The organism is Simplicispira sedimenti (assembly GCF_022760965.1).
GTDB classification, from domain to species: Bacteria; Pseudomonadota; Gammaproteobacteria; order Burkholderiales; family Burkholderiaceae_C; genus Simplicispira; species Simplicispira sedimenti.
Genome location: NZ_JAKVIJ010000002.1, coordinates 140,651 through 153,314, shown reverse-complemented (window position 1 = coordinate 153,314; position 12,664 = coordinate 140,651). Strand labels below are relative to the sequence as shown.

Sequence of the window (12,664 nt, the reverse complement as noted above, 5' to 3'; positions counted from 1 at the left end):
ATCAATGGCGGTGGGCTGCGGCGGGCGCGCTGCCGGGGCGGGCGGCGCCTGCAGGCAGGGGCTGGGGCAGCAGGGTGGCCACGGTGAGCTGGTCGTCGCCAAAGTAGCGCTGCGCCACGGCCTGCACCTGCTGCGGCGTGACGGTGCGCAACTGCGCCAGCAGACGGTCTTCGGCGTCCAGCGGCCAGCCCTGCACCCAGTGCTGGCCCAGGCTTTGCGCCTGGCGCATGACGGAATCGCGCTCGTAGACCTTGGCGGCGATCCACTGGGTCTTGACGCGCTCCAGCTCGGCCGCACTCACACCGTCGCGGGCCACGCGCGCCAGTTCGGCGCGCAGGGCGTCTTCGACCTGCCGCGCCGTCTTGCCCTGGGCCGGGACGCCGGTCAGCACAAACTGCGCAGGCCCGCGCCCCATGACGGAGGCGCCGCTGTCGGCGCTGTCGGCCACGCGCTGAGCGCCCTGGGTGAGCGCGCGCTCCAGGCGTGCACCGTCGTAGCCGCTGAGCACGGCGGAGAGCACGATCAGCGCCAGCGCGTCGCGGTCTTCGGCGCTGGGGGCGTCCACCGCGCTGAGTGCGGGCACACGGAACGCCAGCGCCACATAGGCCTGCTCGGCCGGGGCCTTGACCTCGATGCGACGCAGGCCGCGCTGGGGCGGCTCGGCGCGCGGCTTGCGCGTGGGCACGGCGCGCGTGGGGATGCTGCCGTAGTACTTCTCGGCCAGCGCACGCACCTGGGCCACATCCACGTCACCCGCAACCACCACGGCGGCGTTGCCCGGCACGTACCACTGGCGGTGGAACTGGCGCACGTCCTCGGGCGTCATGGCGTCCAGGTCGCTCATCCAACCGACGATGGGCCGCCGGTAGGGCGAGGCGGTGAAGGCCGCCGCGCTGAGCTGCTCCCACAACAGGGCGCGCGGCTGGTCTTCGGTGCGCAGGCGGCGCTCTTCCTTGACGACCTCGATCTCCTTGCGGAATTCGGCGTCGGGCCATTCGTTGTGGGCAAAGCGGTCGGCTTCCAGGCGCATCACGTCTTCGAGCCGGTGCGCCGGAATCTGCTGGTAGTAGCCGGTGTAGTCCAGGCTGGTAAAGGCGTTCTCTTGCCCGCCCAGGGCCGCCACGCGGCGCGAGAACTCGCCCGGCGGCACGCTGCGCGAGCCCTTGAACATCATGTGCTCCAGCACGTGGGCCACGCCCGAGGTGCCATCGACCTCGTCCATGGAGCCCACACGCACCCAGACCATGTGCACCGCCGTGGGCGCGCGCCGGTCGGGCTGCACGATGAGCTGCATGCCGTTGGAGAGCTGGAACTGCTGCGGCCCCGCCGCTGCCTGCGCTGCGGCAGGGGTTGCGGGCGCACGCGCCGGTTGCGCCAGGGCAGCCCCGGCGACAAGACAGGCCCACAGGGCCAGGAGGGGTGTGGCGTGTTTCATAGAATGCAGTGATTCTACGAACCCACCAATGTTCAGTTTTTTCAAGAAGAAACCCACGCCTGCGCAGCCCACCGAGGGCAGCGCACCCGCACAGCCGACCGCGCCCTCGCCCGTTTCGCCGCCTGCCGAACCACCGCCCAAGCCCGCCGCCACCGGCGATGCCGACGCCGGCGGCCTGTTTGGCTGGCTGAACAAGCCCATCGCGCCATTGAACGCAGATGCCGCGCCCCCCGTGGCCGTGCCGCCTGCGGCTCCTGCGGCCCCAGCACCTGAAGCGCAGGTGCTGCCAGCCCCCGCTGCGCCGTCGATACCCACGCCCACAGCAGACGTTCCGCCCCCGGCGCCGACACTGGCCCCGGCGCCACCCGCCGCGCCGGAACCTGCGGCGCCCGCTGCCCCTGCCCCTGCCCCTGCCCCTGCCCCTGCCCCTGCCCCTGCCCCTGCCCCTGCCCCTGCCCCTGCCCCTGCCCCTGCCCCTGCCCCTGTCATGGCATCGGCGCCCATGGCAGCGGAGCCAGCGCCAGAGCCTGCGCGCAAGGGCTGGCTCGATCGCCTCAAGTCCGGCCTGCGCAAGACCGGCAGCAGCATTGCCACGGTGTTCACCGGCACGCGCATCGATGATGCGCTGTACGAAGAGCTGGAAGACGCCCTGCTGATGGCCGACACCGGCGTCAAGGCCACGCAGTGGCTGCTCACCGACCTCAAGCGCCGCGTCAAGGAGGCCAAGGCCACCGAGCCTGCCGCCGTCAAGGGCCTGCTGGCCGAGGCGCTGACCGAACTGCTGCGCCCGCTGGAAAAGCCCTTGGTGATTGGCGAGCACCAACCCACCGTCATCATGGTGGCGGGGGTCAACGGCGCGGGCAAGACCACCTCCATCGGCAAGCTCACACGCCACCTGGCCCAGCACGACCAGAAAGTGCTGCTGGCGGCGGCCGACACCTTCCGTGCAGCTGCGCGCGAGCAGCTCGGGGTGTGGGCCGATCGCAACACCGTGGAAATCGTCAGCCAGGAGGGCGGCGACCCCGCCGCCGTGAGCTTTGACGCCGTGACCGCGGGCAAGGCGCGCGGCAAGGACGTGGTGCTGGTGGACACCGCCGGGCGCCTGCCCACGCAACTGCACCTGATGGAAGAGCTGAAGAAGATCCGCCGCGTGGTCACCAAGGCCGACGCCACGGCGCCGCACGAGGTGCTGTTGGTCATCGACGGCAACACCGGCCAGAATGCGCTGGCCCAGGTGCGCGCCTTCGACGACGCGCTGCAGCTCACCGGCCTGATCGTGACCAAGCTCGACGGCACGGCCAAGGGCGGCGTGCTGGCCGCCATTGCGCAGGAGCGCCCCGTTCCGGTGTATTTCATTGGCGTGGGCGAAAAGCTCGAAGACCTGGAAACCTTCAACGCCCGCGAGTTCGCCCAGGCACTGCTGGGCTGACGACCACGCCCCACCCCGGCCACCGGGCCACGGGGCGGGTTTCCCCGTTTACGCGGGCAGGCGATTGCCGCATGATGGTGCCTTCTTGGCTCCAGGAATCCGTCCACGCGTCCTGTGGTTTGGTCCGCGCACCCATGTTCACCGAACTGGTCAAAGCCCTTGCCCTGCTGCTGACCCTGTGCTTTCTGCACGCCAGCCATATCCGGCTGTGGCGACAGAAGCCTACGGCAGGGCGCCTGACCTCGGGGCTGCTGTTCGGCAGCATCGCCGCGATCAGCATGCTCAGCCCGTTGGTATCGGTCGGTCCTGGTGCGATTTTCGATGTGCGCTCCGTGGTGCTGAGCATGGCGGGTCTGTTCGGCGGCCCCGTGGTCGCTGGCTTGGCCGTGGTCATGGCGGGCACCGCGCGCCTGTGGATCGGCGGCGCCGGAACCTGGGTGGGCCTGTCGGTGATCGTGCTTTCCGCCGCCCTGGGCCTGGCCTTCCGCTGGGCCCTGCAGCGGGGGCTCGTCCAGGTCAGGCCTGTGCCGCTGCTCGGCTTCGGCCTGCTGCTGCACGCCGTGGCCCTGGGCATGGCCCAGTGGCTGCCAGACACCCTGGCGCAGGAGATGAACCAGCGCCTGACGCTGTTGCTGCTGCTGCTGTCTGCGCCTGCCACGGCCCTGGTCGGGTTGCTGCTGCGCGACGTGGAAGACCGCATGACCACCGAGCAGGCGCTGCAAGAAAGCGCAGCGCGCCTGCACGCGATTGCCTACGCCATCCCCGATGTACTGCTGGTGCTCGACGCCCAGGGCCGCTATGTCGAGGTGCTGTCACCTGAAGAGTCGGCACTTGCAGCACCCGCCACCGTGCTGCTGGGCAAACGGCTGCATGAGGTGTTGCCGACCGCCCAGGCGGACCGCTTCATGGAACTGATCCGCACCACGCTGCGCAGCGGCCAGACCGAAAGCGTCGAATACGTGATGGAAACGCTGTCCGGACCACGCCACTTCGAAGGGCGGGGGCGCGCCCTGGGCACACTGGTCAACGGTCAGGCCACCGTGCTCTTTCTCGCCCGCGACATCACCGAGCGCACGCTGGCCGAGAACGCGCTGCGCGAATCCGAACTGCGCTTTCGATCGCTGTTGCGCGACATTCCCGCCATCTCGGTGCAGGGCTACCGCGCCGATGGCACCACGAGCTACTGGAACAAGGCCTCCGAAACCCTCTACGGCTACACCGAACAGGAAGCACTGGGCCGCAACCTGCTGGACCTGATCATCCCGACCGAGATGCGCGAGCCGGTACGCAAGGATGTCGCCCGCATGTTCGCCACCGGCCAGCCCATCCCGGCCGGCGAGCTGCGCCTGCGGCGCAAGGATGGCTCGCTCGTCGATGTGTTCTCCAGCCACACGCGCATTGCGGTACCGGGGCAGCCCCCCGAGATGTTCTGCATCGACATCGACATCTCCGCCCGCAAGGCCGCCGAGGAAGAAGCCCGCTACCTCGCCTTCTACGATGCCCTCACCGGCCTGCCCAACCGGCGGCTGCTGGCAGACCGGCTGCAGCAGGTCATGGCCGGCAGCGCGCGCACGGGCCTGAATGCGGCCGTGCTGTTCGTGGACATTGACAACTTCAAGACCCTGAACGACAGCCGGGGCCACGAGGTGGGCGACCTGCTGCTGGTGGAAGTGGCGCAGCGCCTGCGCGCCTGTCTGCGCGAGCAGGACACGGTGGCGCGGCTCGGTGGCGACGAGTTCGTGCTGGTGCTGCAGAACCTCAGCCCCGATGCCACCGAAGCGGCCGCACAGGTGCGTACGCTGGGCGAACTGCTTCTGACGCAGTTGCGCATGAGCTACCGTCTGGCCGGGCAGGATCACCATTTCACGGCCAGCATCGGTGCCACGCTGCTGCGACACCAGGCCACGGTGGACGAGGTGCTCAAGCAGGCCGACCTGGCCATGTACCGCGCCAAGGATGCAGGCCGCAACACCCTGCGCTTCTTCGACCCGGACATGCAGGAGGCGGTGAACCAGCGCGCCCTGCTCGAAACCGAGCTGCACGACGGCCTGCGCAATGGCCAGTTCCTGCTGCTCTACCAGCCCCAGGTGGACAGTGACGGACAGATCACCGGCGCGGAGGTGCTGTTGCGCTGGAAGCACCCTGAAAAGGGACTGGTATCGCCCGCCCTCTTCGTGCCCTTGGCCGAGGACACCGGCCTCATCCTGCCACTGGGCTACTGGGCCATGGAAACGGCGCTGCGCCAACAGGCCCGCTGGCGCACGGACCCTCGGCTGGCCCACCTGACGCTGGCCATCAATGTGAGCGCGCGCCAGTTCCACCAGGAAGACTTCGTTGCGCAGGTGCTCGACCTGATCGGCTCCACCGGGGCGGACCCGGCGCACATCAAGCTCGAACTGACCGAAAGCCTGCTGCTGCAGGACGTGGCCGGCGTCATCGCCACCATGCATGCACTCAAGCGGCACGGCCTGGGTTTCTCGCTCGACGACTTCGGCACCGGATACTCCAGCCTGAGCTATCTCAAGCGCCTGCCGCTCGACCAGATCAAGATCGACCAGGGCTTCGTGCACGACGTGATGCTGGACCCCAAGGACGCCGCCATCGCCCACACCATCATCGCCCTGGCCAACATGCTCGGCCTGGGCGTGATTGCCGAGGGTGTGGAAACGCCCGAGCATCACCGCTTCCTGATTGAGCATGGCTGCCGCGCATTCCAGGGTTACCTGTTCGGTCGCCCCGAGCCATTGGAGCTGTTTGAGCAACGCGTGCGCGCGCAGCGCACCTGATCCGAGGACTCAAGTAACGCGGCTGTTGTGCCGATATGCCGGCATCCGCTCCTGGGAGTCCGGCCATGAAAGTCACATCCTCTGCCCTGCAGTGGCAGGTGCAGCACAGCGCCACGCGCGTGCAGGCGCAGAGCACCCGGCTGGAAGCCTGGGTAGGCCCGCGCCCAGCGCGCGCTGCCGCAGCCACAGGTCAGCCGTCAGCCCGCGCACTTGCCGCGGCCAGCGCTGCGGCCGTGGCACACAACGCGCCTGCGCCCCAGGCCGCGTCCAGCACCAAGGCGCGGGATGCCGACCCCGCCAAGGCACTGACCCCGCACCTGGCCATGGTGCGCGACCTGATCGAACGCATGACCGGCATCCGCGCGCAGGAATTGCGCCTGGCGGACGCTCCAGCGGCCGATCCGGTGGTGCTGCAAGACCCCCGTGCAGCCGCCGCTGCATCCCCGCGCCCTGAATTCGGCCTGGAATTCGAACAGCACACCGTGCTCGAAGAAACCGAGCAAACCCAGTGGGCCGCCCAAGGCGTGGTGCACACCGCCGATGGGCAGGAAATCCGTTTCAGCCTGCAATTGCAAATGCAGCGCAGCTACCGCGAGGAAACGCACCTGCTGGTCCGCCTGGGCAACGCGGTCCAACCGGTGGATCCGCTGGTCATCAACTTTGACGGCACGGCCGCGCAGTTGCAGGACCTGCGCTTTGCCTTCGACCTGGACGGCGATGGCCACACCGAGCAGGTGCCCTTGCTGGCAGGCCAGCGCGCCTACCTGGCACTGGACGGCAACCGGAACCAGCGCATCGACGACGGTCGCGAACTGTTCGGCCCCGCCACGGGCAACGGCTACAGCGAACTGGCCGAACACGATGAGGACGGCAACGGCTGGATCGATGCCAACGACACCGTGTATGGCGAACTGCGCCTGTGGACCCCAGAGGCCGAAGGGCCTGGCCACCTGCGCACCCTGCAAGAAGCCGGTGTGGGTGCCTTGGCGCTGGCGGCAGCAGACACCCCGTTCTCGCTGCGCACGGCCGACAACCGCACGCTGGGCGCCGTGCGCGCCACCAGCGTGTACCTGCGTGAAGACGGTGGCGTGGGGAGCACGCAGCAAATCGACCTGGTGGCCTGAGAACCGGTTCTGAAACTACCAGGTCCCCTGCGTCTCCTGCCGCACCCAGTCGGCGTACGCCGCGCTGGCCTGCAGGGGCTGCACCACCAGTTGCGGCAAGGTATAGGGGTGCTGGGCCTGCAACAGCGCACATAGCCCATCCACTGCCTGGGGAACGGTCTTGCAGACCAGGCGCCACTCCGCATCCTCATGCAAGGCGCCCTGCCAGCGGTAGTGGGAGCTGATGGCTTCGATCTGCACGCAGGCCGCCAAGCGCTGCGCCAGCACAGCCTGCGCCAGGCGGCGCGCATCCTCTGCCGTGCCCACGGTGGTGGTCACAGCCTTCAGGGTTTCGGAACAAATAGTCATGGATAGAGACCTCGGCACGCAAGTCTGCCACGCAGGAGCGCGCCTGACCGCCCCTCATTTTGTGCAAACCCCAGGGGAACTCCGGAATTAGCAGTCCCTCCAAGAGAGTGCTAACATGAAGGCATACAAGGAAAGGACAAGCCGAATGACCCTTCCCACCATCGCTGCGACGACCGCTGTGGCGCCTGCCAACCCTTGGGCGCTGGTGCCCCCGCTGGGCAATCTGGACGCCTATATTTCTGCGGTCAACCGCCTGCCGCTGCTCACCCCTGAAGAGGAGCAGGAAGCAGCGCGCGCCCTGCGCGACCGCAATGATGTGGACGCCGCAGGACGCTTGGTGATGTCACATCTGCGCCTGGTGGTGTCCATTTCGCGCCAATACCTGGGCTACGGACTGCCACAGGGCGATCTGATCCAGGAAGGCAATGTGGGGCTGATGAAGGCGGTCAAGCGCTTTGACCCCGACCAGGGCGTGCGCCTGGTGAGCTATGCCATGCACTGGATCAAGGCCGAGATCCACGAGTACATCCTGAAGAACTGGCGCATGGTCAAGGTGGCCACCACCAAGGCGCAACGCAAGCTGTTTTTCAACCTGCGCTCGATGAAGCAGGGCTTCAAGGCCGATGCCGACGCGCTGGACACGCACCGCAACACGCTGACCGAGAGCGAAATCGATCAGGTGGCGGCGCAACTGAACGTCAAGCGCGAAGAAGTGCTGGAGATGGAAACGCGTATGTCGGGCGGCGATGTGCTGCTGGACCCGGCCCCGTCGGACGATGGCGAGCAGGCCTATGGCCCCATTGCCTATCTGGCCGATGCGGCGCACGAACCCACGGCCATGATCGAGTCGCGCCAGCGCGACCTGCTGGCCTCCGATGGCATTGCCACGGCGCTGAACAGCCTGGATGCGCGCAGCCGTCGCATCGTGGAGGAGCGCTGGTTGCGCGTCAATGACGACGGCTCGGGTGGCATGACGCTGCACGAACTGGCCGCCGAATACGGCGTGAGTGCCGAGCGCATCCGCCAGATCGAAGTAGCGGCCATGAAAAAGATGAAGAAGGCGCTGGCGGAATTCGCCTGACGGGCTGCTGCCCCCCCTCCCAGAAACACCAGGGCTGCCATGTGCAGCCCTGCTGCTTTCAGCGCACCCACTCCACAGGCCTCAACGGGCTTCCTTGAGCAACTGCTTCACATCGTGCGCCAGGGCCTCGGCACCGCTGCCGTAGCGGTAGTACACGCGCAGGCGACCCTGGGTGTCGTAGATGTAGCTGCCGGCCGAGTGGTCCATGGTGTAGCTTGTGGGGGTCTTTCCCTCGGCCTTCTTGTAATAGATCTTGAACTCCTTGGCCAAGGCCGCAGTCTGTTCGGCGTTGCCGACCAGGGCCAGGAAGCTGGGGTCGAAGTTGGCCATGTAGGCTTTGAGCATCTCGGGCGTGTCGCGCTCGGGATCCACGGTGATGAAGATGGACTGCAGGCGTTCGCCATCGGCACCGAGCATCTTCTTGACTTCGGCCATCTCCTGCATGGAGGTGGGGCACACATCGGGGCACTGGGTGTAGCCAAAGAACACCACGACGACCTTGCCTTGGAAGTCCTTGATGCTCCGCTGCTGGCCGTTGTGGTCCTTGAGCGGTGCGAAGTCACGCGCATAGTCCACCTGGGAGATGTCTACCCCCCGGAACTCGGGCTGGCTTTTGGAACAAGCGGAAAAAATGGCTCCAGCGCTTGCAAACAAAGCGCAAGCAGCTATCGTTTTTATAGCATTTCGACGGGGCATGAACGGGGCTCTCACTGCAGGTAGTGGTCCACCAGCAGGGCTGCAAACAGCAGGCTGAGGTAGACGATGGAAAAACGGAAGGTGCGGCGCGCCAGTGCATCCGAGTAGCTGCGCCACAGCGCGAACCCGTAGGCACAGAAACCTGCGCCCAACAACACAGCGGCGCTCAGGTAGATCCAGGAACTCATGCCGGACACAAAAGGCATGAGGGCAGCGGCAAACAGCACCAGGGTGTACAGGAACACCTGCAGGCGCGTGTAGGCATTGCCATGGGTCACCGGCAGCATGGGCAGGCCGGACTTGCGATAGTCCTCCACCCGGTATAGGGCCAGCGCCCAGAAGTGCGGCGGCGTCCACAAAAAGATGATGAGGAACAGGATCAGCGCCTGCGGCCCCACATCGCCGGTCATGGCGGCCCAGCCCAGCACTGGGGGCATGGCGCCCGAAGCCCCCCCGATGACGATGTTCTGTGGCGTGCGCGGCTTGAGCAGAAGGGTGTAGATGACCGCATAGCCCACAAACGTGGCAAAGGTCAGCCACATGGTCAGCGGGTTGGCGCCCTCGTACAGAACGGCCGAACCCGCCAGGCACAGCACCGCAGAAAACAGCAGTGCCTGCATGTCGGTCAGCTCGCCCTTGGCCGTGGGGCGCCAGGCGGTGCGCTTCATCTTGGCATCGATGGTTTTCTCCACCAGGCAGTTGAAGGCGGCGGCCGCAGCCGCCACCAGCCAGATTCCCAGGCAGGCCACCAGCATGCGCAGCAGTTGGTCGAGTGTGGGCACGCCAGGCACCGCCAGCACCATGCCGATGAGCGCACAGAACACGATGAGCTGGACCACGCGCGGCTTGGTCAGCGCGTAATACTGCGCCAGGCGCGAAGGGAGCGACACTGCGGCGGTCACGCTCATGCCTTGGCCTTGGCTGTCGCCAGGGGCGTGTTGGATGACACCAGTACGGCCTGTGATGCGCTGGCCTCGCTGGCCGCCAGCGCCCAGGTCAGTACACCCACCAGCGCCGCAGCACCACCGGTGTGCAGCACGGCAGCCGCCAGGGGCCAATCGAGAATCACGTTGCTCAGACCGGTGACGAGCTGCAACGCTGCCAGCGCCAGCAACCACCGTCCCTGCGCTGCCACGGGATGGGTGGAATCCCCTGCACGCAGCATGCGCAGACCCAGTACGACCAGCACCACCAGGACCAGGTAGGCGAACAGTCGGTGCACATAGTGAATGGCCGTGAGCGCCGCAAATCCAATGTGGCTTCCATCCTTGAGCAGGCCCAGCGGACGCCAGATCTCAAAGCCCTGGGCAAAGTCCATGGCAGGCCACCAGCTTCCCTGGCAGGTCGGGAAGGTGGTGCAAGCGAGCACCGCGTAGTTGGTGCTGACCCAACCGCCCAAGGCGACCTGAATCCACACCAGCGCCAGGGCAGCCACCATGGCCCAGCGCAAGTTCACTGGTAGCTGCACAGGTTGTACGCCCTGCACCGTGCGCACCTGCCGCACCGCTTGCGCGCACAACAAGGCCAACAGCACCAGCCCCCCGATCAGGTGCAAAGTGACGATGGCGGGGAACAGCTTCATGGTCACGGTCCAGGCGCCAAACACCCCCTGCAGGCAGACCCACACCAGAGTGGCCACGGCCCAGCCGGGGTGCAGGGGTTCATCACCGGTGCGTCCCTCGCGCTGCCACTGGCGCTTCTGGCGCCACACGCCCACATTGATGGCAATGATCAGCACACCCACGGCACTGGCAAGGTAGCGATGGATCATCTCCACCCACGCCTTGCCATGCGTGACCGGGCCGGTGGGCATGGCATCCTGGGCCGCACTGATTTCTTCGCGTGCACCGATGGGGCTGGCATTGCCGTAGCAGCCCGGCCAATCGGGACAGCCCAGACCCGAGTCGGTCAGGCGCGTGAAAGCACCGAACATCACCAGATCAAAGGTCAGGAACAGCGTGAGCACCATGAGGGCCTGCAGGCGCTTGCCACGGGCACCGCCCCTGCTGCGCCAGGCCACCCACGCCAAAGGCCCCAGGGCAATGGTCGCTCCCAACAGCATCAGCTGCAGCAGCGGCGCGTAGTCATACAAGGCTTGGGTTTCGTTCATCGAGAGGTTTCCATGCGTCCTGCGGTGTCCCAGGATGAAGAAGCGCGCAACATGCGCTCCAGGTCACGCTTGGCCTTGGCCGCGCCTGCCGCATCCAGTGCCGCAGGGAAGCGCATCATCCAGTTCCCCATAGGGTCCACAACGTATAGGTGTTCGTTCAATCCATGTCCCGGGGCAGGCTCCAGCCAACGCGCCAGCGCCTGGGCATCCACCCGCAGCACCGTGGCCTGCGCCAGCGCCGGTTGCAGCGCCTCAGGCACCGGGGCGTCATCCGTCACAAGCCAGATCCAGTCGAGCCGGTCCTTTTCACGGCCCAGGCCCTCGCGCATCTGGCGCTGCAAATACAGGTGATTTTCGCAGACTGCATCGCAGGCCCCGGAACCCACGCTCACCAGCAGCCACTGATGGCGCAGATCGGACACTCGGCCGGGACGGCCATCCAGCGTGCTGGTGGCCAGCGCTTCGGGGACGGGACGCTGCGGATCAATGAGGCTGCCAAAGTTGCGCCGCCCTTCCGGCCGCACCACGTAGTAGGCAAAGTACGAAGCCAGCACCGGCGCCAGACAAGCCAGCAGCAGCACCAGCAAGGTCCAGCGCGCACGGCGCCGAGCGCGATCCGCATCGGGCTTGTCGCCTTCAGGCGGTGCGAGGGCTGCGAGGGTGGAGGCGTCGGACAAATTGGAACCAGACATAAAGCAGTGCAATCAGGCCGCTGAGCCCGAACCATTGGAAAGCGTAGCCGTGGTGCTTCTCCACCCCGGCGCTGAATGCGGGCCACTGACGCAGCAGGCCATCGGCAGGCCCCTGGGTCTGCACCACCGTCAAGGGTGCCAGGGCCAGGCCGGTTTCTGCCGCAAATGCGGCCAACTCCAGATTCTGCCGGATGCGCGAAGCCCCTGGTCCCTTGTCGGCACCGGCCAGTTCCAGAAGACGCGAGGGCCCCAGCGCGAGCCGTCCGGTCACCTCGACCTCGCCTTGCGGTGTCTCTACGCTCGCCAGCGCCGTGCGGTCCTGGAAATTGCGCGCAATCCAGCCACGCTGCACCAGCACGCTGTGCGCGGCCCCTTCCAGCTGCAGCGGTGTCAGCACAAAGAATCCTGGCCGACCGTTCATCTGGCGGTTGTCCAGGTACACCGTGTGCTCAGCCAACCAACGTCCACGCAGGTGCACGGTGCGATGCAGCAGGTCAGCGGCCTGCTCGGTGCCAGGGCGCAAGGCCTGCACCGCTTCATGGGATGCGAGGGGTGACTGGGTGGCACGCGTTTCCACCGCCGTCTGCAGGGCCTGCTTCTGGGCAGCCCGGTCCATTTGCCACCGACCCAGGGACGCGGTCACCCCCACGGCCAACACCGCAGCCAGGGTCACACTCCAGAATCGCCCTTGTGCCTGCATGCCTTGTACCGTCCCGGGATAATCGCTTTCCATGAAAACCATGGTTCTGCTCGCCTTTCTGGCCATTCTTGCCAGCCTGGGCTCTGCATTGTTCTTCATGCTGCGCGGCGACCGCAAGCCGGCCCCCCACAGTGAAGACAATGGCCGACGCATGGCCCGCATGCTGGCCTGGCGCGTGGGACTGTCGATCGCGCTCTTCATCGCCCTGCTGCTGGCCTGGAAGCTGGGTTACATCCAGCCCACCGGCCTGCCCGCAGCGTAGC

12 protein-coding genes are annotated in these 12,664 nt (G+C 66.9%); 5 read left to right on the top strand and 7 right to left on the bottom strand.

Going from position 1 to position 12,664, the window contains the following annotated elements:
* Position 1 precedes the first annotated feature (1 nt).
* The gene (locus tag MJ602_RS03200; RefSeq protein WP_243019372.1) at positions 2-1,435 is read right to left on the bottom strand and encodes a M16 family metallopeptidase; all 1,434 of its coding nucleotides are present in this window, start codon (positions 1,433-1,435) and stop codon (positions 2-4) included.
* A gap of 28 nt (positions 1,436-1,463) precedes the next feature.
* On the opposite strand from MJ602_RS03200, the gene ftsY reads away from it, so the two are divergent.
* The 3 genes from ftsY (at position 1,464) to MJ602_RS03185 (ending at position 6,774) form a co-directional block, all read left to right on the top strand.
* Positions 1,464-2,864 carry a signal recognition particle-docking protein FtsY gene (gene ftsY, locus MJ602_RS03195; RefSeq protein ID WP_243019371.1) on the top strand — a complete coding sequence of 467 codons (1,401 nt, stop codon included), beginning with the start codon at positions 1,464-1,466 and terminating at the stop codon, positions 2,862-2,864.
* 134 nt (positions 2,865-2,998) lie between these two features.
* The gene (locus MJ602_RS03190; RefSeq protein ID WP_243019370.1) at positions 2,999-5,650 is read left to right on the top strand and encodes an EAL domain-containing protein; all 2,652 of its coding nucleotides are present in this window, start codon (positions 2,999-3,001) and stop codon (positions 5,648-5,650) included.
* A gap of 65 nt (positions 5,651-5,715) precedes the next feature.
* Positions 5,716-6,774, top strand: a complete 1,059-nt coding sequence (locus MJ602_RS03185; RefSeq protein WP_243019369.1) for a hypothetical protein — start codon at positions 5,716-5,718, stop codon at positions 6,772-6,774.
* Positions 6,775-6,789: 15 nt separating this feature from the next.
* On the opposite strand, the gene cutA is transcribed toward MJ602_RS03185, so the two are convergent.
* Complete coding sequence (gene cutA / locus MJ602_RS03180; RefSeq protein ID WP_243019368.1) at positions 6,790-7,122, bottom strand: divalent-cation tolerance protein CutA; 333 nt, start codon at positions 7,120-7,122, stop codon at positions 6,790-6,792.
* A 145-nt stretch (positions 7,123-7,267) separates the two neighbouring features.
* On the opposite strand from cutA, the gene rpoH reads away from it, so the two are divergent.
* Positions 7,268-8,203 (top strand): RNA polymerase sigma factor RpoH, encoded by a 936-nt coding sequence (rpoH, locus tag MJ602_RS03175; RefSeq protein ID WP_243019367.1) that lies wholly within the window; start codon positions 7,268-7,270, stop codon positions 8,201-8,203.
* Between the two features lie 81 nt (positions 8,204-8,284).
* On the opposite strand, the gene MJ602_RS03170 is transcribed toward rpoH, so the two are convergent.
* From MJ602_RS03170 to MJ602_RS03150, 5 genes are read right to left on the bottom strand one after another with little or no spacing between them, the layout of a single operon-like run.
* On the bottom strand, positions 8,285-8,899 hold the full coding sequence (locus MJ602_RS03170; RefSeq protein ID WP_243019366.1) for an SCO family protein: 615 nt from the start codon (positions 8,897-8,899) through the stop codon (positions 8,285-8,287).
* A gap of 11 nt (positions 8,900-8,910) precedes the next feature.
* Complete coding sequence (gene cyoE, locus MJ602_RS03165) at positions 8,911-9,807, bottom strand: heme o synthase (protein WP_162017261.1); 897 nt, start codon at positions 9,805-9,807, stop codon at positions 8,911-8,913.
* The gene (locus tag MJ602_RS03160) at positions 9,804-11,009 is read right to left on the bottom strand and encodes a COX15/CtaA family protein (protein WP_162017262.1); all 1,206 of its coding nucleotides are present in this window, start codon (positions 11,007-11,009) and stop codon (positions 9,804-9,806) included. Before MJ602_RS03160 ends, cyoE begins: the two co-directional genes overlap by 4 nt.
* Positions 11,006-11,701: a hypothetical protein gene (locus tag MJ602_RS03155; RefSeq protein ID WP_243019365.1), complete on the bottom strand. Its 696-nt coding sequence runs from the start codon at positions 11,699-11,701 to the stop codon at positions 11,006-11,008. The genes MJ602_RS03160 and MJ602_RS03155 overlap by 4 nt, the downstream gene beginning before the upstream one ends.
* Positions 11,646-12,434: an SURF1 family protein gene (locus MJ602_RS03150; RefSeq protein WP_243019364.1), complete on the bottom strand. Its 789-nt coding sequence runs from the start codon at positions 12,432-12,434 to the stop codon at positions 11,646-11,648. Before MJ602_RS03150 ends, MJ602_RS03155 begins: the two co-directional genes overlap by 56 nt.
* Between MJ602_RS03150 and MJ602_RS03145 the strand changes: the two genes are divergently transcribed.
* Positions 12,433-12,663: a twin transmembrane helix small protein gene (locus MJ602_RS03145; protein ID WP_162017265.1), complete on the top strand. Its 231-nt coding sequence runs from the start codon at positions 12,433-12,435 to the stop codon at positions 12,661-12,663. The two genes, MJ602_RS03150 and MJ602_RS03145, sit on opposite strands and share 2 nt — an antisense overlap.
* Position 12,664: the final 1 nt, after the last annotated feature.